The organism is Streptomyces sp. NEAU-W12, assembly GCF_026242095.1.
Lineage (GTDB): Bacteria > Actinomycetota > Actinomycetes > Streptomycetales > Streptomycetaceae > Streptomyces.
Genome location: NZ_JAPJDM010000030.1, coordinates 63,174 through 84,270, shown reverse-complemented (window position 1 = coordinate 84,270; position 21,097 = coordinate 63,174). Strand labels below are relative to the sequence as shown.

Below are 21,097 nucleotides of genomic sequence, written 5' to 3'. Positions count from 1 at the left end.
GTCCCGCAGGACACCTGCCTGCCGCTTCAGTGGGGCCGCGAGACCGAGCTGACGATCTCGGCAGTCCAAGCCCTCGATCCCTATCTCAAGGACGGGCGTCCGGTGACCTACCGCAGCGGCTTCCTGCCTCAGCCTGTTGTCCGCTTCACCGGACAGCGCGACGCATCGGGTGATCTTCGGCCAGGGTTCCTGACCTCGTTCGTCAACGTCTCCCGTGTCCAGCCGATCCAGCACATGGACGAGTACGGAGGAATCTTGGACGGCTGGTTCAGCGTGCTGTCACGACTCGGTTTCCACGCGCGCCACATCAGCGTCCACGGCACACTGACCACTTGGAAGCGCCGCCAAGTCGAGGGCATCACACTTCGCTTCAAGCACTTGGACCTGCCTGTCGGTGACATCGTCCTCCTGTGGAACGCCGACAACCCTGCCCGTCTGGCCGTGGACCTCGGTACCGGTCTTGAGCGACTGGCCTGGGCACGGACTCGGTTGGGGTGGAGGGATCTCATATTCGGCAGGTTCGCATCCCTGGCCCCACCACCGACCCTGGATGCCGTCCGCACCGCCACTCTCCTCCTCGCGCACGGCATCCGTCCCGCCTCGCGAGGAGCAGGCGGAATCACTCGCCGAGTGATCGCAACGGTCGATCCTGGTGCGGCGAGGTTGGGCGTCAGTTCCCTGGTTCGCGCGTCGTACCGCTACTGGCGGCTGTTCGGCGAGCTGAAGGCACCTTGGCCAGCCGTGGCCATGGCGATGGAGGAGGAGCTGGGTGCCTGAAGGGCTGGCCGTTCGTGTCGCCGTCGGCCAGACCGACTGGGACTATCGGCGCCGTCCGAACTGTCGTTCGGCGGGTGCCGTGGGTGCCGCTGCAGGTTGTGGATTCAGGTGAGCCGACACCGAAGACGTCATGGTCGAGCGTCGGCGAGCAGCCTCTGCCCGGCGGTTGGGCACAGGGTTTCGGCTGGTGTGCTGGATGCGAGTGATCAGGACGCGGGCGGGCTGACGGGCGGTGTGTAGTTCGCGTTGGGCGGCTGCTTCCTTGAGGAGCTGGTGGGGTGTGTGGCCGCCGGCTTCGGCATCGGCGAGAACGGTGGCGAGGGCCGGCCGGGCAGGGTCAGTGAGGATGTGGTCGGCGTAGTCGGGGATGGCTGCGCGGACATCGCGGACGAGGGAGCGACGGTCCTGGTCGTTCGGATGGCGAGTGGCGAGGCTTTCGATGACGGGCGTGAGGGCTCGGTCGGCGCCGGTCTGGAGGTGGTGGAGAGTCTGGCGGGCGGCCTCGGCTTGGTGAGCGTGGTTCTTCGCTTCATGCCAGCGGGCGGCGACGACGGTGGCCCAGACGAGGGCGCCGAGCAGGGTCGCCAGGGCGCTGCCGTCGGGGCCGGTGGCGGTGTGTGCGATGTCGCGGGCCGCCGTGCGCAGGGTGTGGGCGACCTGGTTCTCGGCTCGGATCTGGGAGCGCTGAGCACGGACGAACGCCCGTGAAGCGGCTCGCAGTTCGGCGTGGAAGTGGGCGGTGGCATTCTGGGCGGTGGCTTCGATGAGTTCGCCGAGCGCGGTGATGTGGGCCTGAGCGTGGGAGTCGTCGGCCATGCCGGCATGGAGGGTGTCGAGGGCGTCAGTGGCCTGGTGCCAGGGGGTAGTGCGGCGCTCTCGGCGGGCGGTGGGGTGTTCCTCTGGCGCGGTGGTTCCCAGGCGGGCCTTGAGCCTGGGAAGGGTGAGGTCGGGAGCGATCTTGCCGCCAGGGTGGAAGATCTGTTCGCCGTCTTTGTTGAGGTCGCCGGGGCGGCCGACGGCGTAGCCGAGGAGGTCTCCGGACGGTCCGCGGCGCGGCTTGACCGCGATGCCGTCGGCTTCGAGGTAGGCGAGGAGTTCATCAGCGCTGCCGGCGTGGGGGATGGCGGCGCGGATGCGGTCCTGGAGCCAGTCGCGGCTGGTCTGCTCCCAGCCGAGGCGTTCGGCCTTGTGCATCTCGGCCTGGGTGGGGCGGCGTCCGGCGGTGCGGTCGCCCTTCTTCAGTTGGCGTAGGCCGTAGTCCTTTTCGACCTGGCGGCAGGCGTCGCCTACGCGGATGCCGCTGTCGTGGAGTTTGGAACGGCGGCCATCTTCACGGACGGTGGTTGCGAGGATGTGGATGTGGTCGTCCGCGTGACGTACTGCGATCCACCGGCAGGCCAGGTCGTCTCCGGGTGGGGCGATGCCTGCGGCTTCGACGATCCGCTGTGCGATGTCGGCCCACTCCGTGTCGGAGAGGCGCCGGTCCTCGGGGGCTGCTCGGACGGGGCAGTGCCAGACGTGGTCGGTGACCTTCTTTCCGAACTCGCTGTTGCGGAGCCGTACGGGCTCGTCGAGGTGGTGGGCGAGCTGGGTGAGGGTGGCGTCGGGGTTCCGGCCGGGATCGGGCATGCCGAGCATGGCGAAGCCCGCGACGATGTGCGGATCGAGATGTTCATCGTGCCGACCGGGGCCGTAGAGATAGGCGAGCAGGCCACGGGTGTTGGACCCGGTCGGCTTGATGGCGGCTATCACGCGGCTTGGTCCTTCCTGGGGTCGGCGGGTTCGCGCAGGGCCTCGGCGATCAGCTCCAGCAGGCGGTGCAGCTCGTCGAGGCGGTGACGTACGTCGGGTGGGGTGAGGTCGCTGTTGAGGGCGCGGGCGATCTGGTTGACGTTGACGCCGATCCGGTTGAGCTCGCGCAGCGCCTGGGCGCGGAACATGTGGGTGCGGCGGCGGTCCTCAGACAGCGGTAGGTTCGCCGTGAACCGACCGGAGACGAACGCGAGGACGATGTCGGCAGCGAAGCCGGATTCCCCCTTGTAGCCGTGCTCGGCGGCGGCCTCCTGGAGCACGTTGTGCTCGTCGCCGGTGAACCGCAGTGGGCCGACACGGACGGTCCGCTTGATGCCGGTGAAACGACGGATCGCCGGTTGGACGCTCTGCGCTTCTCGCTCGCCTGTTGGCGGCTCGGTGGTGGGTGTGGGGTGGAGGATCTGCTGCTGGACGGTATGGAGCTCGTTTTGGTCGGGGCCGTCCTCGGCTCGGACCTCCCGGTCCGGCGCCCCCTGGCGCTGGGCTGTCTCCGCCACCCCTGGGGCGGAAACCCCCGAAGACCGGACTTGAGTCGGACTCGGGGTACTACTGGCTCCGCCAGGGGCCGTCCGCCCGAACGCCCGCCGCAGACGTGGCAGCAGCGTAGGGGACTGCGGCGACGCAGGTGGCTCAGAGTGGGTGTCGTCAGGCAGGTGCTGGTTGTGCGTCAAGGAAGATGCTCCATGTACGACTGGGCGTGCGGGGCGGCGATGTTTGCGCGGCGCGGCCGTCGCGTTGTCCACAGGTGTGGAAATCTGCGGCGGGTTGGCCGATGCTCGGGTGACCGGAAGGGTTCCGGTCACCCGAGCAGGCCGGGGTCAGCGCCTGGAGACCTCGATGCCGGCTGCTTCGAGTTCCGGCCGAAGTAGTTCCATCACCTCGGTCTGCCGCTCACTGCCGATCGTCAGGTCTCGGTCCTTCACTGCCGCTCGAAGCAGGCCGCGCGTGAGTTTGCCGTGCTGATGACCGGTCGTCCGTCCGATGTCCGCCAGCTCCGCGATGGTCGCTTTCGGCGGACGGCCACCGCTCGACTTGCTCTCCGGCACCTGGGCCGCAGGTTCCGTCCGCTCGTCACCGGAGGCTGGCGAACCATCGGGAGCGGCGTCTGGCCGGTGGCTGTGGCCGATGTCGCCGACCGATCGTTTCTGTGCCTGTACGGAACCCCTGTCCGAGGAGTCGCCGGGCGATGCGACGAGCTGGTGGATCTGTCGCATCAGGACGCCGAAGGCGACCATCGCGGCGGCCGGAGGAACGGCTGCGACCACGTAATCGAGGAGCGGGACGCTGCGTGCGTTGTCCGTTCCGCTGACCCCGGCGACGTTCAACGCGATGGAGCCGACTGATCCGGCAGCGGTGACGGCGATTGCCCAGGGGTCGGTTATGCGGCGCAGCGCTGCGCGCAGCATGAGCAGTTCGCCCGCGACGATGAACGCGTCCAAAGTGGCAGGCCAGGCCCAGCGGCGGATGGGGGTCGCTCCGAGCCCGTGTTGGCCGGCGACGTCGGCGAGGTGCGCGTAGGAGAGCCAGAACGCTCCGGCTGTCAGGGCGACGATGACGAGGCCGGCCGCGCCGAGCACGAGTTGCTCGGCGTCAGCCCGCTTCTTCGGCTGCCTCTCGCTGCGGGCGTCGGCTCGTGGCTGTGGTGCTTGCGTGGTGAGGTGCGGGGCGGTCAAGCGGAAGCTCCTGGGGGTGGTGGTGCGGGGCGTCTTTGCCGTCTCGGCCGTTGCACGTGCAGGTCAGCGCGGGACGGCAGCGCTCCGGACGTGCCGTCCTGGCGGGCAGCGCCAGCGTCTTGTCCCGATTCGGGACAGGGAGGCGGCGGCTTCGGTTCGGGCTCCGCCTTGGGACGGCTTGTCCCCTGCCGGGACGGCTGCGTTATGGCAGCCGTCCCGGCAAGCAGGACTGTGACCTGCGGCGATACGGCGAGGACGCCTGGGACGGAGCAAGACGGATCAGGACGCGATCCCTCTGCTGGCTGCACGTGCTCAGGCGCGTTCGTTGCCGTCTTGCCCTCGACTGCCGTCTTGCTGGTGTGTGCCCTGACCTGCACGATCACGGCAGGGACGGCAAGTACGGCAACCAGGGAGGTGGGGGTCAGTCTTCGCCGCGACGGGCGTTGACCGGGTGGACGGTCGGGCAGTAGCGCCGCCAGGCGTCCAGGAACTTGTTGCGCGTGTAGCCCTTGCGCTGCGTCCGGTCGGCCATGCGTACGTTGCCGGGCCGGATGTCGTAGTCGCGCAGCATGGCGCTGAGTTCCCGGGAGGTCAGGCCGTAGCGTCCACGCTCTCCCCACGGGGCTTCGGCGTCCGCGTTCAGGTGGTGCAGGAGGTCTTCGGTGGAGAGGCTGTCCGCCTCCCGCTGCGCGAAGAAGACCCGTCGGATGTCAGCGAGGATCCGCGCCCCGCTCGGGTGGTCCTCCTCGGCCGCCACCTCGGCGGCGACCATTCGTGCGCACGCGATCCGCGCGAGCCGGGGCCAGCGACCGCCGGCCAGGTCGGCGACGATCACCAGGGGCTCCCAGGTGTCGGCGGCTCGGTCCTCGACCGGCATCTCCGGCTCCAGGCTCGCAGCGTCCTCCAGCAGCGGGAGGGCCCAGGCACGGATGCGGTCGCGTAGTTCGTGCAGAGCGGGGATGTCGCGTCGCGAGCGGAAGGGTTTGACCTTCTCACCCTCGGCCCTGCGGCGCATGCGGATGACGACCGATCGATCCATGACGGTGTCCGGCAGGTCACCGATGCCCGCGATGGCCGCCATCGCGAAGGTGGCGAACTTGTGCGGGGTGTGGTCGTTGCCGACGACCCGGGTGACGTACCGGCCGCGCTGGTGGCCAGCGTTGAGGAGGCCGCGTGTCTCCTCGTTCTTCTCCGCGACCTTGGGGCCGAAGATGGTGTCGGCCTCGTCCACCAGCAGCGTCGGCGGCTCCTCTTCGTTGATCGAGCGGAAGATGGCCGCTGGTGTGGTGTTGATGGTGAGCATCGGCTCGTGGACCGTCTCGGTCAGCACGTCCAGGAGCCGCGACTTCCCGCACCGCTTCGCAGGACCCACCACTGCCAGCCGTGGGGCGTGCTGCCACGCGGGCTGGAGCTGCGTCGCCGCCACCCACAGGGTGATCGCGTCCAGCGCCTCGGAAGAGGGTGGGATCACGAACTGGGCTATCTGGGAACGCAGTTCATCCAGTAGCTCCGAGCCCGGCGTCGGCTCCGCGTCGGGGATGGTCTCCAGGCCCCTCGCCGGGTCCGCCTCGCTGCTGCCGTCGGCCGGACCGTCGTACGCGTCCGCTGTGGCACCGTCGGCTTGGGCGGGGCGCAGGTGGGCGCCGGGCTGGCCGGGGATGGCTGTGGCGGGCCAGGCCGCTCGGGCGGAGGCGGAATAGGAGTCGGGGTTCTCGGGTTGCACTGGGCGGCTCCTCGTCTGGCGGTGTCGGGCTTGCACGCCCCTGCCGCCGGGTCGGATCTCACGGGATTGCTGGGGAGTCTCGGGGCCTCCGGCGTTGCACCGCCGGAGGCTCTCCCTTTGCTCGCGGGGGTTTCGGTACCGCGAGCGACCACGGACAGTACGTCCACGCCATGCCACAGTCCAGCGTTTCTGTGTCAGCTCAGCGCAGAATGGCCTATGGCGCATCAGGCGCCTCACGCGGCCAGCCCCAGCAAGGCCAACAGGTCTGCGGTCACCACCCGGTAGGCGTTCCCGAGCCTGAGCACCTTGCACGGGTACTGGCCGCGCTTGGCCAGCTCGTAGCCCTTGCTCCGGCCGAGCCCCAACGCCCGGTTACCCGTCTCCAGGTCAACGGCCGCCGGGAGCCCCAGAAGCTCCTCGCGACTCATCCCCTTCGCCCATCCGGCGTCTTCGTTCTCGCGCATGCGCACTCCATCCATGACTGAGCCCACGGCGAACGCGACCTCTGCGTCCGTCTCCAGGTCTTGGAATCAACGCTAAGCGAGCTAATGTGTCTCCATGACACAACACCGTAGCCATTCTAGAGAGAAGAAGGCCGATGACGGGGACGACGTCCCGGAGTGGGTGGACCAGGTCATGGCCACCGTGGCCGCCGAGGTCCGCAGACGACGGAAGGAACTGGGTTGGAGCGCACAGGACTTGGCCGACAAGTGCGAGGAGATCGGTCATCCGATCCCTCGCAACGTCATCGCCAACATGGAGTCCGGGCGCCGATCCAACCTGCCCTTGGTCGACGTCATGGTGCTGGCCGAGGCGCTGAACACCCCGCCCATCTGCCTGCTCTATCCCGTTGGCTACGTCGAGGACGTACAACGCCTTCCTCTCCAACACCCGACCACGTCGCTGGACGCGCTGCGCTGGTTCACCGGGGAGGAGACCGACCTCGGCGCGGACGACGACATGCTCCGCTACTTCCGTGCCCACCACGCCGCGCAGGAGCAGATGCGCCGCGCACAGCAAGACGAGGAGCACGCCCGCTACCAGGCCAAGACCGCCCACAACGCGGATCGAAAGGCCAAGGCCCTGCGAGCCCAGGCGCAGGCCGCCGTAGCCGCCGAGAAGGCCAAGACACGCCTGCACCGGGTCCGCGCCTTTATCGAGGAAGAGGGCGTCACACCCCCACACCTGTGGCCCGACGTCATCAGCGCCATCGAATCGACCGGCACCAACCCCGACACCACCGAGGAGAATGATCTTTGAAGGGCTCCACCTACCGCCGCTGCTCCTGCCGCGACCCGAAGACCGGCAAGGAACTCGGCACCTCCTGCCCCAAGCGCAACAGCAGGAACCACTGCACCTACTCCGTACGCCAGGAGCTCTCACCCCGCGAGGACGGCAGCCGACGCTCCTTCGCCCGTGGCGGGTATGGCAGCCTCAAGGCAGCCCAAGCCGCCCTCGACCACGTACGCGCCCTGCTCGGGCTCGCCGACTCGGACGATCCGGAGGGCACCGAACTCATCGCCGAGATGCTGGCCGAGGTCAGCCGCGAGCGCTCGCCCCTGCCCGAGGTAGAGGAGACGCGGCGGCGTCTCAACTCCGGCCAAGACCTCATCGGCAGCCTGACTGTCGCCGAATGGCTCGACCGCTGGCTGACCGGCAAGCGCATACGCAAGTCCGGCCTCAATCGCTACGAGACAGACATCCGCGTCCACCTGAAGCCGCGCATCGGCAACCGGCGTCTGGACCGGCTACGCGTCAGCCATCTGAGCGAGATGTTCACGGACATCCGCGACGCCAACGCCCAGATCCTGGAGGACAACGCCCAGCGGCGAGCCGCGATCGACGAGTTGGCGACCGTGCCGTGGAAGGGCACCGAGAACCGAGCCCGACGCAAGGCGATGAAGGCCGCAATCGACGAGATGCCGCCCTTCCGCCGCATCACCGGCCCCGCCACTCGTCAGCACGTCAAGGCAACCCTCCGCGCGGCGCTGAATGACGCGATCGGCCAGCAGATCATCACGTTCAACCCCGCCGCCCACGTGGAGATCGACCCCGTGCGCAAGCCGAAGGCGCTCGTGTGGACGGACGAGCGGGTCGCCAAGTGGGAGCAGACGGGCGAGAAGCCGTCGCCTGTGATGGTCTGGACGCCCCAACAGACCGGCTCCTTCCTCGACTTCGTAGCCGAGGACCGGTTGTACGCGATGTGGCACCTGATCGCCTTCCGCGGCCTACGCCGAGGCGAGGCATGCGGGCAGCCCTGGCCGGAGACGAACCTCGACACACACTCCCTCACCGTCTCCTCCCAACTCGTGCAGGACGGCTGGGAGATCGAGGCGTCCGACCCCAAGACGGACAGCGGCTATCGCGTGGTCGCACTCGACAACGACACCGTCGACGTCCTGAAGGGCCACCGCGAGCGGCAGGACAAGGCCCGCGAGAAGTGGGGCACGGCCTGGGTCGACACGGGCCACGTCTTCACCCAGGAAGACGGCTCCTGGCTCCACCCCGGCAAGGTGACGGACCTCTTCGAGCGGCTCGTCGCCGCCTCCGGCCTCCCGCCGATCCGGCTGCACGACCTGCGCCACGGTGCGGCCACCCTCATGCTCGCCGCCGACATCGACATCAAGATCGTGTCGGACACTCTCGGGCACAGCGACACCCGCATCACGCGGGACATCTACCAGAGCGTCCTGCCCCAGGTCGGCAGGAGCGCCGCCGAGGCGACCGCGAAGCTCGTCCCTCTCCAGCGCAAGGCCGAGGCCGAGAAAGCGGCACGCAAGGCCGCGAAGAAGGAGAAGGCCAAGAACGCGGGCAAGGCAAAGTGCGGCAAGCCGAAGGACAAGGCGAAAGCCCAGGCCAAGGCGGGCAAGAAGGCCAAGCGCCGGAAGCCCAAGAAGTAGGTCCCTGAGCCGCTCCGCTCACGCATCGCTCACGCAAGCACTTTCGCGACCTCCCCGTCGCGCGGCTCGGCATGCCCCAGGCATGAAAAAACCCCAGGTCACGGCGAGTGAGTCCTGGGGTAATTCCGAGCCGCCTTCGGGATTCGAACCCGAGACCTACGCATTACGAGTGCGTTGCTCTGGCCATCTGAGCTAAGGCGGCGCGCTGCTGGCACCATGGTGCGATCAGCGACGACGGTAAGTCTACACAGTTTCGGATGGTGCTTCGTACCTGCCCCGAAGGCCGGCCGAGGGGCCGGCCTTCGGGGCGGGCGCACCGGTTATGAGCAGCGCTTTCCGTCCGTGGGCGGGGTGCCTTCGACGAGGTAGGTGTTGATCGCGGAGTCGATGCAGTCGCTGCCCCGGCCGTAGGCGGTGTGGCCGTCGCCCTCGTACGTGAGGAGGCGGGCCGAGGTGAGCTGGCCGGCCAGGGCCTCCGCCCAGCGGTAGGGGGTCGCGGGGTCGCGGGTGGTGCCGACGACGACGATCGGAGCCGCGCCCTCGGCCTCGATGCGCCGGGGCTCGCCGGTGGCGCCGACCGGCCAGTACGCGCAGTTCAGGGCGGCCCAGGCAAAGCCCTCACCGAAGACCGGGGACGCCTTCTCGAAGTCCGGGAGCGCCTCGCGCACCTGCTCCGGGGAGTCGAAGGCGGCCGGGAGGTCCAGGCAGTTCACGGCGGCGTTGGCGAACATCAGGTTGGCGTACTCGCCGTCGGCGTCGCGTTCGTAGTAGCTGTCGGCCAGGGCGAGGAGCCCGGCACCGTCGTTCTCCTTCGTCGCCGCCCTCAGGGCCTTGCGCAGGAGCGGCCAGGCGCCCTCGTCGTACATCGCGGCGATCACACCGATGGTGGCCAGCGACTCGGTGAGCTCACGGCCGTCGGCGTCACCGGTGGGGACCGGCCGGGCGTCGGTCTTGCCGAAGAACTCCTTCAGGTTGGCGCCGACCTCCTCGGGGCCGGTGTCCCGGTCACCGAGGGGGCAGTCGCTCCGCCGTACGCAGTCCTTCGCGAAGGCCGTGAACGCCGTGTCGAAGCCCGCCGTCTGCTCGATGTTGAGCTGCCGCGCCGACAGGGACGGATCCAGGGCGCCGTCCAGCACCAACCTGCCCGTCCGGTCCGGGAAGAGCCCCGCGTACGTCGCCCCGAGGAAGGTCCCGTAGGAGGCTCCGACGAAGTTCAGCTTCTCGTCGCCCAGTACCTCCCGCACGATGTCCATGTCCCGGGCCGCTTCGACGGTGGACACGTGGCGCAGCAGCTTCGGCGCGTCCGCCGCGCAGCCCTCGGCGAACTTCCGGTACGCGCCGACCAGCGCGTCCGCCTCCCTCTCGCCGTCCGGTGTGAAGTCCGTCCGCGTGTGCGCGTCCATCCCGGGGCCGTCCAGGCATTCGACGGGCTCGCTGCGGGCCACGCCGCGCGGGTCCACGGCCACCATGTCGTAACGGGCGCGCACCTCCTCCGGGTAGCCGATGCCGGCGTACGCCTGGAGGTAGCCGATCGCCGAGCCGCCCGGTCCGCCCGGGTTGACCAGCAGGGATCCCAGCCGCTCCCCCGGGCCCGTGGCCTTCTTGCGGGACACGGCGAGGCGGATGTCACCGGCGGACGGGTCGGCGTAGTCGAGCGGGGCCTTCAGCGTGGCGCACTGGAAGCCGGGCGCACCGCAGTCGCGCCAGGCCGGCTTCTGCTCGTAGTACGGCGCGAGCGCCCCGGGCGTGGAGCGGGGCAGGGCGGCCAGCACCGCCGCACCCTTCGCCGCCGAGCTCGCGGAACTCGTGGTGGTCGTCGTGCTCCCGGAGGAGCAGCCGGAGACCAGGAGCGCGGCGGCGAGCAGTGTGGCTCCGGTACGGGTCCTGCGGGGGGTGCGCCATGTGTGCATACAGCGAGCGTAACTCTGCGCGACGCGACGAGTGCGTTGTGTGCGTGTCGCGCCTCGTGTGAGTCACGGGTCGGGGGTTGGGGGTTGGGGGTTCCGGTGGGGTGATCAGCCTGCTCTGAGGGCCATCGTCATCGCCTCCACCGCCAGGAGCGGGGCCACGTTGCGGTCGAGGGCGTCGCGGCAGGCGGCGATGGCCTCGATCCGGCGGAGTGTGGATTCGGGTGGGTTGCCCCGGGCCAGGCGCTCCAGGGTGTCCTCGGCGTCCGCGTTGGCGAGGGCGATGCGGGAGCCGAGCTGCAGGGCGAGGACGTCGCGGTAGAAGCTGGTGAGGTCGGTCAGGGCCACGTCGAGACTGTCCCGCTGGGTACGGGTTCTGCGGCGCTTCTGCATGTCCTCCAGATCCTTGACCACGCCCGCGGTGCCGCGCGGCAGCCGGCCGCCCGGCGTCGCGCCGAGTGCCGCCTTCAGCTCGTCGGTCTCCTTGGTGTCCGTCTGCTCCGCCAGCTGCTTGGCGTCCTCGGCGGCGGCGTCCACGAGTTCCTGGGCCGCCTTGAGCGCGCCCCCGATGTCCTCGACACGCAGCGGCAGCTTCAGTACGGCGGCGCGGCGCTCCCGGGCCGCCGGGTCGGTGGCCAGCCGGCGGGCCCGGTCGACGTGCCCCTGGGTGGCGCGGGCCACGGCCGCGGCGACGTCCGGCTCGATGCCCTCGCGTCGTACGAGCAGGTCGGCGACGGCGTCCACGGAGGGCGTGGTCAGGTTGAGGTGGCGGCAACGGGAGCGGATCGTCGGCAGGACGTCCTCGACGGAGGGGGCGCAGAGCAGCCAGACCGTGCGGGACGCGGGCTCCTCGACGGCCTTGAGGACGGCGTTGGCGGAACTCTCGTTCAGCCGCTCGGCGTCCTCGACGAGGATCACCTGCCAGCGGCCGTTCGCCGGTGCGGTGAACGACTTGCGGACGGTGTCACGCATGTCGCGCACCAGGATCGTCGCGCCGACGGCGGCGATCGTGCTCACGTCGGCATGGGTGCCGACCAGGGCGGTGTGGCAGCCGTCGCAGAATCCGCAGCCCGGGGAGCCGCCGAGCGCGCGGTCGGGGCTCACGCACTGCAGAGCGGCGGCGAAGGCGCGCGCCGCCTGGTTGCGCCCCGCGCCGGGCGGGCCGGTGAACAGCCACGCATGCGTCATCTTCGACGCCTCCGGTGGCGGGGCGTCGGCCGCCGCGGCCGTGACGAGGGCGTCGGCGTCCCGCGCGGCGGCGGCGAGCTGGTCGCTCACCCGGTGCTGCCCGACGAGGTCGTCCCACACGGTCACGGGTCACTCCGCCCTTCCGTCACATCCGTCATGGCCCTCATTACTCACTGAATCCATTGTGGGGGTGGCCGCCGACAGTCCCGGACCAGCGACGGACCGGCCCGGGGAGAACGGCGCTGGGCGGGGGCCGTCGCTCCGCCCCCGCCCAGCCCTGCACCGGCGTGCCCCGGTGGACCGCCGCCCGTGTCAGCGGCGCCGTCCCCACCCCTTGCCCTTGCCCCGGCCGTCCTCGCCGGACTCGCCCGGTTCGCCGCGCTCGTCCTCGCGCGAGCCCAGCAGTTCGTCCGCCAGGGTCGGCAGGTCGTCCAGCGGGGTCTCCTCGGCCCAGTCCGAGCGCTGCCTGCGCCGGTCCGGCATGTTCTCGAGGTCGACCTGGGGCAGCTCGCGCGTGCTGGTCACCTCGTCGTCCCGGGTGACCGCGGGAAGCACCGCCGTCTCCTCCGTGGCGCTCGGCGGCGGCACGGCCGGCAGTACCTCGGTCTCGTCGTCGGCCGCCTTCGGCGGGACCGACACCTGCGGCAGTTCGGTCGTCACCTCGGCCTCGGACGGCTGGGAGGACCCGGCCCAGCCGGGCTGTCCCCCGCTCTCGCCCCGGGCGGAGTCGTGCCGGTCCTTGCGGAACCGGTCCGAGGACTCACCGGAGCCCGGTCCGTCCTCTCCGGCTCCGGCTGCGGCTGCGGCGCCCGCCGTGTCGCCCGGCACCCTGGGCAGCACCGCCGTGTCGTCCGCCGACGCGGACCCGCGGGAGGCGTCCGACCCGCCGGAAGCATCCGGCCCACGCGAAGCGTCCGACCTGCCCGGCGTGCTCGGCGTGCTCGGCTTGCTCGACCTGCCCGGCGTGCTCGACCTGCTCGGCGTGCTCGGCATGCTCGGCGTAATCGTCCTGGAGGGACCCGTCGCCGCCGCGGCCGCGGCCTGTTCCGCGAGGCGTCGGGCCTCCTCGGCCCGCCGCAGTGCCTCCTCGGCCTTGCGCTGCTTCTCCAGGCGCAGTGCCTCGGCCTCGGCACGCAGCCGCTCCTCCTCCTCGGCCTGCTTGCGGCGACGCTCCTCCTCCGCCTTGCGGCGTGCCTCCGCCTCCGCCCGTGCCTTCTCCTCGGCGAGGAGCCGCTGCCGCTCCTCCTCCGCCCGGCGGGCGGCCTCCTCGGCACGCTGCCGGGCCTCCTCCGCCTGCCGTTCGGCCTCGCGCCGCTGCGCCTCCTCCAGCTCGCGCCGCTTGCGCTCCTCCTCCTCGGCACGCAGCCGGGCCAGCTGCTCCTGGCGCTCGCGCTCCAGGCGCTCCTCCTCGGCCTTGCGCGCCGCTTCCTCCTCCGCCTTGCGGCGGGCCTCCTCCTCGGCCTTGCGCCGCGCTTCCTCGATGGCCTCGATCTCGGCCTCGGACAGCGGCAGCACCTGGTCGAGCCGGTGCCGGATGACCGTGCCGACCGCGTCCGGCTCCTGACCGGCGTCGACGACCAGGTACCGGCCGGGGTCGGCCGCGGCCAGCGTGAGGAAGCCGGCCCGCACGCGCGCGTGGAACTCGGCGGGCTCCGACTCCAGCCGGTCCGGAGCCTCGGTGAACCGCTCGCGCGCGGTCTCCGGCGCCACGTCGAGCAGCACGGTGAGGTGCGGTACGAGGCCGTCGGTCGCCCAGCGGTTGATGCGGGCGATCTCGGTGGGCGACAGGTCGCGCCCGGCGCCCTGGTAGGCCACGGAGGAGTCGATGTACCGGTCGGAGATGACGACCGCGCCGCGCTCCAGGGCGGGCCGTACGACCGTGTCGATGTGCTCGGCGCGGTCCGCCGCGTACAGCAGGGCCTCCGCGCGGTGGGACAGTCCGGCGCTGGAGACGTCCAGCAGGATCGACCGCAGCCGCTTGCCGACCGGCGTCGCCCCCGGCTCTCGCGTGAGGACGACCTCGTGGCCCTTGTCCCGGATCCACTCGGCGAGCGTCTCGGCCTGGGTGGACTTCCCGGCCCCGTCGCCGCCCTCCAGGGCGATGAAGAATCCGGTGCCCGCCGGTGCGGGCGCGGGGTCGTCGCCGCCGAGCAGCGCGTCCCGCAGGTCGTGGCGGAGCGGCACCCCCGAACGGTCGTCGACCTTGGCCAGCACGAGTGCGGCCACCGGCAGCAGCAGCGCGCCCACCAGCATCAGCGTGAACGCGGCACCGCCGTGCGCGAAGACGAACCGGCCGCTCTCCAGCCGGTGCGGTCCGACGCCCGCGGCCACCAGTGGGGCGATCACCGCGCCGAGTGCCACGGAGAGGCGGACGACCGCATGCAGGTGCTCCGTCGTACGGGCCCGCCGCTGGTCCTCGGTCTCCTGGTCGAGCAGGGTGTGCCCGGTGTTGGCCGCCGTACCCGCGCCGGCACCGGCCAGCGCGGCGATCAGCAGCACGCTGGTGACGTCCGGCACGAGTCCGGCGGCGAGCAGCGCGACGCCGGTGAAGGCGAGAGCCAGCGCGAGCAGCCGGCGCCGCGACAGCGACGGCAGCAGGGCCGGCGCCGTCCGTATGCCGACGACGACACCGCCGGTCAGCGCGGCCACCAGCAGGCCGTACAGCACGGGCCCGCCGCCCAGGTCCTTGGCGTGCAGCACGAACACGGCGACGGCGGCCGACACCGCGGCGGCCACGGACGCGGACGCGAGCACCAGCAACGGCATGGCACCGGTGCGGCCCTTGTCCGAACCGGCGCCGGAACCGGTGCCGCTCCTCGGCCGGCGCAACCCCTCCAGCGGCGACCGCGGGCGGGGGGTGCGCGTGCCGGGCAGCTCGAGGAACGTGACCATGGACAGCGACGCGGCGAACAGTCCGGCCGCCACGTACGAGGCGAGCGCCGCCTGGTGCTGCCCGAACCAGTCGATGCCCGCGCCCAGCAGGTTGTTGAGGAGTCCCGCGCCGACGAGGACGAGGGCCGCGGCGGGCACCGCCACGAAGCCCGTACGCAGCGACAGGCGGCGCAGCGCGTCCATGTGGTCCGGCAGCGGCCGCACCGTCGCGCCCTCCAGGGGCGGGGCGGGCAGCAGCGCGGGCGCCGCGCTCTCGCGGCACACCGTCCAGAACCGCTCGGCGACCGACGTCACGAAGGTGGTGACGAGGAGCAGGGCGAGCGCGTCCTCGGGCGTCCAGTCGATCCACAGCGGCGCGACGATGAGCAGGGCCGCCCGCAGTCCGTCCGCGCCGACCATGGTCCAGCGGCGGTCCAGCGGGCCGCCCGGCGAGGTGAGCGAGGTGAGCGGGCCGAGGAGGACGGCGCCGAACAGGAGCGTCGCGAGGATCCGCACCCCGAAAACGGTCGCCACTGCGAACGCGACGCCCCGGTAGCCGCCGCCGAACGATCCCTCGGCGACCGCCGCCTGGAGGGCGAGGAGCACCAGCACGAGGAGGGCGAGGATGTCCCCGACACCGCCCACGAACTGCGCGCTCCAGAGGCGTTTCTGCTGCGGGCTGCGCAGCAGGGCCCGGACGGCGCGCTCGCGGGAGTCCGCGACCAGGGCGTCGTCGGGGGCCGTCTGAGGGTCCGTTGGCGGCTCGGCTCGCGTCATGCGTTCAGCCTATCGGCCCGCGCCGACACCCCGGACCTCCGCCCTGGCATGCGCACGTCCCGGCACCGAAGCGCTGCCGGGACGTTCGCGTTCCGAACCCCCGGCGAAGATCCACGCCTGGGGACGGGCAGGTCCTGAAGGCCCCTCAGTCCTCGGTGCCGGCGCCGTTCGATGCGGCCGTCGCCTTCTTCGCGGCGGTCCTCGTCGCGGCGGCCGTCGCCGTCGTCGTCTTCCGCGCCGTCGTCTTCGCCGCGGCCGTGGTCTTCTTCGCCGCGGTCTTCTTGGCGGCCGCCGTCTTCTTCGCCGGAGCCTTCTTGGCCGCCGCCGACTTGGCCGGAGCCTTCTTGGCCGTCTTCTTCGCCGTCTTCTTGGCGGGCCCCTTGGCGCGCTTCTCGGCGAGCAGCTCGAATCCGCGCTCCTGGGTGATCGTCTCGACGCTGTCGCCGGAGCGGAGGGTCGCGTTGGTCTCGCCGTCCGTGACGTACGGGCCGAAGCGGCCGTCCTTGACGACGACCGGCTTCTCGCTGACGGGGTCGGTGCCCAGCTCCTTGAGCGGCGGCTTCGCCGCGGCCCGCCCACGCTGCTTGGGCTGGGCGTAGATCGCCAGCGCCTCCTCCAGCGTGATCGTGAAGAGCTGGTCCTCGGACTGCAGCGACCGCGAGTCGGTGCCCTTCTTCAGGTACGGCCCGTACCGGCCGTTCTGCGCGGTGATCTCCACGCCCTCCGCGTCGGCGCCCACCAGGCGCGGCAGCGACATCAGCTTCAGCGCGTCGTCGAGCGTCACCGTGTCCAGGGACATCGACTTGAAGAGGGAGGCCGTACGCGGCTTGACCGCGTTCTTGCCGGTCTTCGGGGTGCCCTCGGGGAGGATCTCCGTGACGTACGGACCGTAACGGCCGTCCTTGGCGACGATCGGGCGGCCCGTCGCCGGGTCGGTGCCCAGCTCGAAGTCACCGCTCGGCCTGGCGAGCAGTTCCTCGGCGTACTCCACCGTCAGCTCGTCGGGCGCCAGGTCCTCGGGAACGTCGGCTCGCTGGTGGTTCTCGGAGTCCTTCTCGCCGCGCTCGATGTACGGGCCGTAGCGGCCGACCCGCAGCACGATGCCGTCGCCCACCGGGAACGACGACACCTCGCGCGCGTCGATCGCGCCCAGGTCGGTCACCAGCTCCTTGAGGCCGCCGAGGTGGTCCCCGTCGCCGTTGCCCGCCTCGGCCGCTCCGCCGCCGGTGCCGCCCGCGGGGAAGCCGCTGCCGGGGGCGCTCTCACCGAAGTAGAACCGCTTGAGCCACGGCACGGACCGCGCCTCGCCGCGCGCGATGCGGTCGAGGTCGCCCTCCATGCGCGCGGTGAAGTCGTAGTCGACGAGTCGGCCGAAGTGCTTCTCCAGCAGGTTGACGACGGCGAAGGAGAGGAAGGACGGCACCAGGGCCGTGCCCTTCTTGAACACGTAGCCGCGGTCGAGGATCGTGCCGATGATCGACGCGTACGTCGACGGGCGGCCGATCTCCCGCTCCTCCAGCTCCTTGACCAGCGACGCCTCGGTGTAGCGGGCCGGGGGCTTGGTGGCGTGGCCGTCGGCCGTGATCTCCTCGGCGGCGAGGGCGTCGCCCTCGGTGACCTGCGGCAGTCGGCGCTCGCGGTCGTCGAGTTCGGCGTTCGGGTCGTCCGCGCCCTCGACGTAGGCCTTCAGGAAACCGTGGAAGGTGATGGTCTTACCGGACGCGGTGAACTCGACGTCGCGTCCGTCGGCCGCCGTGCCACCGATCTTCACGGTGACGGAGTTGCCGGTGGCGTCCTTCATCTGGGAGGCGACGGTCCGCTTCCAGATCAGCTCGTAGAGCCGGAACTGGTCGCCGGTCAGGCCGGTCTCGGCCGGGGTGCGGAAGCGGTCGCCGGAGGGGCGGATCGCCTCGTGCGCCTCCTGCGCGTTCTTCACCTTCCCGGCGTAGGTGCGCGGCTGCGGCGGCAGGTAGTCGGCACCGTACAGCTGCGTGACCTGGGCGCGGGCGGCGGTGACCGCCGTCTCGCTCAGCGTCGTCGAGTCCGTACGCATGTAGGTGATGTAGCCGTTCTCGTACAGCTTCTGCGCGACCTGCATGGTGGACTTCGCGCCGAAACCGAGCTTGCGGCTCGCCTCCTGCTGCAGCGTCGTCGTACGGAACGGGGCGTACGGCGAGCGGCGGTACGGCTTGGACTCGACGGACCGCACGGAGAACCGGGTGTTCTCCAGGGCGGCGGCCAGGGCGCGGGCGTTCGCCTCGTCGAGCTGGAGGGTGTTCGCGCTCTTCAGCTGCCCCAGGGAGTCGAAGTCGCGGCCCTGCGCGACGCGCCTGCCCTCGACGGACTGCAGACGGGCGACGAGCGTCGACGGGTCCGACGCGTCTCCGGCGCGGCCGGTCGCGAAGGTGCCGGTCAGGTCCCAGTACTCGGCGGAACGGAACGCGATGCGCTCGCGCTCCCGCTCGACCACGAGCCGGGTGGCGACGGACTGGACACGGCCGGCCGACAGCCGGGGCATGACCTTCTTCCACAGGACCGGCGAGACCTCGTAGCCGTAGAGGCGGTCGAGGATGCGGCGGGTCTCCTGGGCGTCGACCAGCTTCTGGTTGAGCTGGCGCGGGTTGGCCACGGCCGCGCGGATCGCTTCCTTGGTGATCTCGTGGAAGACCATCCGCTTGACCGGGATCTTCGGCTTGAGCACTTCCTGCAGGTGCCAGGCGATGGCCTCGCCCTCGCGGTCCTCATCGGTGGCGAGGAAGAGTTCGTCGGATTCCTTCAGCAGGTCCTTGAGCTTCTTGACCTGGGCCCGCTTGTCGGCGTTGACCACATAGATCGGCTGGAAGTCGTGGTCGACGTCCACACCGAGACGGCGGACCTCACCGGTGTACTTCTCGGGCACCTCCGCGGCGCCGTTGGGAAGGTCGCGAATATGCCCGACGCTCGCCTCGACGATGTAGCCAGGGCCGAGATAGCCCTTGATCGTCTTCGCCTTGGCAGGCGACTCGACGATGACGAGTCGGCGGCCGCCCTTCGCGGTCTCGCTGGTCGGGGACAACTTCGCTCTTCTCTCCGGTCGACGCTGGGGCCTCCCCGGGCTCTCGGCCCGAGGTCGGGTCTGCATGCACGGTTCGTGCCGCTGCGGAGTGTGACGGTACATCCCACCCCCGTGTCAAACGGGAAAAGCCCGCAACGGCCACTCGAACGGTAACCCGACTTGCACCGTTCCTGCCGCCCGGACCGCCCAGACCCTGCCCGCCCCTGTGCGGAGCGCGACCTCTCGGTTACCAAAACCCCCTGTTCGCCCGCGTTCCCCGGCCGGCCCTCAGAGGCGGGTGAGGCACCACACCCCGACGAGGAGGGAGATCAGCGAGACCAGGCTCGCGACGGTGACCGAGGCGACCGGGCCCACCCCCTGGGCCACGGGGCGACGCCGGCGGACACTGATCGCGGTCCAGGCCAGCAGCCCGCCCCCGAACAGGCAGAACACCATCCCCGCGAAGACCGCCGGTCCGCTCTCCATGGTCCCCCGAACCCTTCTTCCCGGCCGCTGTGCCGGCCCGGGGGTGAGGCTGGCACGCGCGAGCGGCGGGAAGGCGAACCGGAAGTGAACGCGGGGGCGACGGGGACGGGTGCGAGGGCGGCCGACCTCGGTGAGGGCGGTCGACCTCGGCAAGGGTGTCCGAAACCACTCGGAAGTTGGCGAACCCACCACCCTCCCGAGCCCTTCTTCCCTCCCGAGCCCTCGATCCGCCCTCACCGTCGTCCGGGCCGAAAGTCCCGCACCGTCATCTCACCGGCTCCAGGAAGCCCTGCTCGACCAGCAGCCGGATCTGGGCCGGGGTGCGGTCGCGCAGCACGACCGGGTCCTCGCCGAGGAGCTGGGCGATGGCGTCGAGGATGCGGCCCGCGCTCATCGTGCCGTCGCTCACCCCCGCGAAGCCGGCGCCGATGGTGTCCACCCGGGTGGCCCGGCGCATGCCGCGGTTCTGGCGCAGCACCACATGCTCCGGGTCCTCCGCGCCGGGCAGCCCGACCTGTTCCTGCACCACCTCGGCGGCCAGCTTGAAGCGTGCCGCGAGCAGCGCCGCGTCGTCGTGCGCGCGGAGGTGGTCGAGCCGCTCGAAGTGGGCCCGCACCGTGTCCCCGAGCGGCTGCTCGACCGGATGCGGCCATTCCTCCACCGTGACCGACGGCAGGTCGGCGCCCGACTTGCGCAGCGTGATCCAGCCGAAGCCGACCGCCTTCACCCCGCGCGCCTCGAACTCGTCCAGCCAGGCGTCGTACCGCGCCCGGTACTGGGCCGTGTCACCGCGGTGGTCGCCGGCGTCCCGCAGCCACAGCTCGGTGTACTGGCTGACGTCCTGCACCTCGCGCTGCACGATCCAGGCGTCGCACCCACGGGGCACCCAGGACCTGAGCCTGTCCTGCCAGTCCTCCCCTTCGACGTGCTGCCAGTTGGCGAGGAACTGCGCGAACCCTCCGTCCCCGAGCCGCTCCCCCGCCTCCTGAACGAGCGTGCGGCACAGATCGTCCCCGCCCATACCGCCGTCACGGTAGGTGAGCCGCGCGCCCGGCGAGATCACGAAGGGCGGGTTGGAGACGATCAGGTCGTACTTCTCGTCCGCGCGGATCGGCGCGAACAGCGACCCCTCGCGCAGGTCGGCGGCCGGAGCCCCGGAGAGGGCCAGGGTGAGCGCGGTGATGTGCAGCGCGCGCGGGTTGACGTCGGTGGCCGTCACGCGCGTGGCGTGCCGGGTGGCGTGCAGCGCCTGGATGCCGGAGCCGGTGCCGAGGTCAAGCGCGGAGGCCACGGGCGTGCGGACGGTGATGCCGGCCAGGGTCGTGGACGCCCCGCCGACGCCGAGGACGACGCCCTCGTGCGCACTGCCGATGCCGCCCGCGCCGCCGACCGCGCACCCGAGGTCGGACACGATGAACCAGTCCTCGTCCGCGGGCCCGCCGTACGGCCGCACGTCCACGGTCGCGGTGACGTCGCCCGCGCCGGCGCGGACCAGCCACCCGTCCTCCAGGCAGGCGCCGACGGGCAGCACGTCCGCCACACGCGCGTGCGGCACGGGCTGCTGCAACAGGAAGAGGCGCACGAGCGTCTCCAGCGGGGTGTCCCCGCGTGTGGCCCGGAAGGCGGGCACGGTCTCGCTGCGGGCCAGCGCCGCGTACGCGGGGGCGCCCAGCAGTTCGAGCAGTCCGTCGGCGGTGAAGGAGGCCCCGAGCAGCGCGTCCCGGAGGCGGGCGGCGGTGTCGGGACGGTCGGACGAGGGCAGGGGCGGCAGGCCGGTGTTACTCACGCCCTCCATTGTGGCCGCCGCCCTCTCCCCGCGCGTGCCGTGGCCCGCCGTGACCGGCCGCGACCGCCACGGCGGTGGCAGCCGTCGCGGGTCACGGCCGTGGGGGCCGGCGCGGCCGGCGCGGCCGGCGCGGCGGCCCCGTGATCACGGGGTGAGGGCGGCT

General features: G+C 71.4%; 14 protein-coding genes and 1 tRNA gene. 3 read left to right on the top strand and 12 right to left on the bottom strand.

Translation table 11 applies throughout. The features are described 5' to 3' along the window. Window positions 1-102 precede the first annotated feature (102 nt). Entirely contained in the window at window positions 103-777 is a 675-nt protein-coding gene (locus ORI94_RS30315; RefSeq protein ID WP_167968002.1) for a hypothetical protein, read from the top strand. 42 nt (window positions 778-819) lie between these two features. Here ORI94_RS30315 and ORI94_RS30310 read toward each other — a convergent pair whose 3' ends face one another. The 5 genes from ORI94_RS30310 to ORI94_RS30290 all read right to left on the bottom strand — a co-directional run bounded on the left by ORI94_RS30310 (window position 820) and on the right by ORI94_RS30290 (window position 6,449). Beyond that, the gene (locus ORI94_RS30310; RefSeq protein WP_266073190.1) at window positions 820-2,529 is read right to left on the bottom strand and encodes a relaxase/mobilization nuclease domain-containing protein; all 1,710 of its coding nucleotides are present in this window, start codon (window positions 2,527-2,529) and stop codon (window positions 820-822) included. Next, window positions 2,526-3,086 carry a MobC family plasmid mobilization relaxosome protein gene (locus ORI94_RS30305; protein ID WP_266073187.1) on the bottom strand — a complete coding sequence of 187 codons (561 nt, stop codon included), beginning with the start codon at window positions 3,084-3,086 and terminating at the stop codon, window positions 2,526-2,528. Before ORI94_RS30305 ends, ORI94_RS30310 begins: the two co-directional genes overlap by 4 nt. Before the next feature lie 321 nt (window positions 3,087-3,407). Next, complete coding sequence (locus tag ORI94_RS30300) at window positions 3,408-4,262, bottom strand: DUF2637 domain-containing protein (protein WP_266073185.1); 855 nt, start codon at window positions 4,260-4,262, stop codon at window positions 3,408-3,410. Window positions 4,263-4,683: 421 nt separating this feature from the next. Next, window positions 4,684-5,985 (bottom strand): DUF3631 domain-containing protein, encoded by a 1,302-nt coding sequence (locus ORI94_RS30295; protein WP_266073184.1) that lies wholly within the window; start codon window positions 5,983-5,985, stop codon window positions 4,684-4,686. A 233-nt stretch (window positions 5,986-6,218) separates the two neighbouring features. Beyond that, window positions 6,219-6,449 (bottom strand): hypothetical protein, encoded by a 231-nt coding sequence (locus ORI94_RS30290; protein ID WP_030782216.1) that lies wholly within the window; start codon window positions 6,447-6,449, stop codon window positions 6,219-6,221. Between the two features lie 94 nt (window positions 6,450-6,543). Here ORI94_RS30290 and ORI94_RS30285 point away from each other — a divergent pair, with 94 nt between their 5' ends. Beyond that, window positions 6,544-7,245: a helix-turn-helix domain-containing protein gene (locus ORI94_RS30285; protein WP_266073178.1), complete on the top strand. Its 702-nt coding sequence runs from the start codon at window positions 6,544-6,546 to the stop codon at window positions 7,243-7,245. Beyond that, window positions 7,242-8,885, top strand: coding sequence for a tyrosine-type recombinase/integrase (locus tag ORI94_RS30280; protein WP_266073176.1), 1,644 nt, complete (start codon window positions 7,242-7,244; stop codon window positions 8,883-8,885). The genes ORI94_RS30285 and ORI94_RS30280 overlap by 4 nt, the downstream gene beginning before the upstream one ends. A gap of 128 nt (window positions 8,886-9,013) precedes the next feature. On the opposite strand, the gene ORI94_RS30275 is transcribed toward ORI94_RS30280, so the two are convergent. The 7 genes from ORI94_RS30275 to ORI94_RS30245 form a co-directional block, all read right to left on the bottom strand. Further along, window positions 9,014-9,087: transfer RNA gene (locus ORI94_RS30275), tRNA-Thr, on the bottom strand. A 118-nt stretch (window positions 9,088-9,205) separates the two neighbouring features. After that, the gene (locus tag ORI94_RS30270; RefSeq protein ID WP_266073174.1) at window positions 9,206-10,795 is read right to left on the bottom strand and encodes an alpha/beta hydrolase; all 1,590 of its coding nucleotides are present in this window, start codon (window positions 10,793-10,795) and stop codon (window positions 9,206-9,208) included. A gap of 105 nt (window positions 10,796-10,900) precedes the next feature. Next, complete coding sequence (locus ORI94_RS30265; protein WP_266073172.1) at window positions 10,901-12,106, bottom strand: DNA polymerase III subunit delta'; 1,206 nt, start codon at window positions 12,104-12,106, stop codon at window positions 10,901-10,903. A 186-nt stretch (window positions 12,107-12,292) separates the two neighbouring features. Next, a complete protein-coding gene (gene tmk, locus ORI94_RS30260; protein WP_266073170.1) occupies window positions 12,293-15,628 on the bottom strand; it encodes a dTMP kinase in 3,336 nt (1,111 codons plus the stop codon). 145 nt (window positions 15,629-15,773) lie between these two features. Beyond that, the gene (gene topA / locus ORI94_RS30255) at window positions 15,774-18,683 is read right to left on the bottom strand and encodes a type I DNA topoisomerase (protein WP_266073168.1); all 2,910 of its coding nucleotides are present in this window, start codon (window positions 18,681-18,683) and stop codon (window positions 15,774-15,776) included. 267 nt (window positions 18,684-18,950) lie between these two features. After that, window positions 18,951-19,148 (bottom strand): hypothetical protein, encoded by a 198-nt coding sequence (locus ORI94_RS30250; protein ID WP_266073167.1) that lies wholly within the window; start codon window positions 19,146-19,148, stop codon window positions 18,951-18,953. Window positions 19,149-19,413: 265 nt separating this feature from the next. After that, on the bottom strand, window positions 19,414-20,943 hold the full coding sequence (locus ORI94_RS30245; protein ID WP_266073165.1) for a N5-glutamine methyltransferase family protein: 1,530 nt from the start codon (window positions 20,941-20,943) through the stop codon (window positions 19,414-19,416). Between the last annotated feature and the right edge of the window lie 154 nt (window positions 20,944-21,097).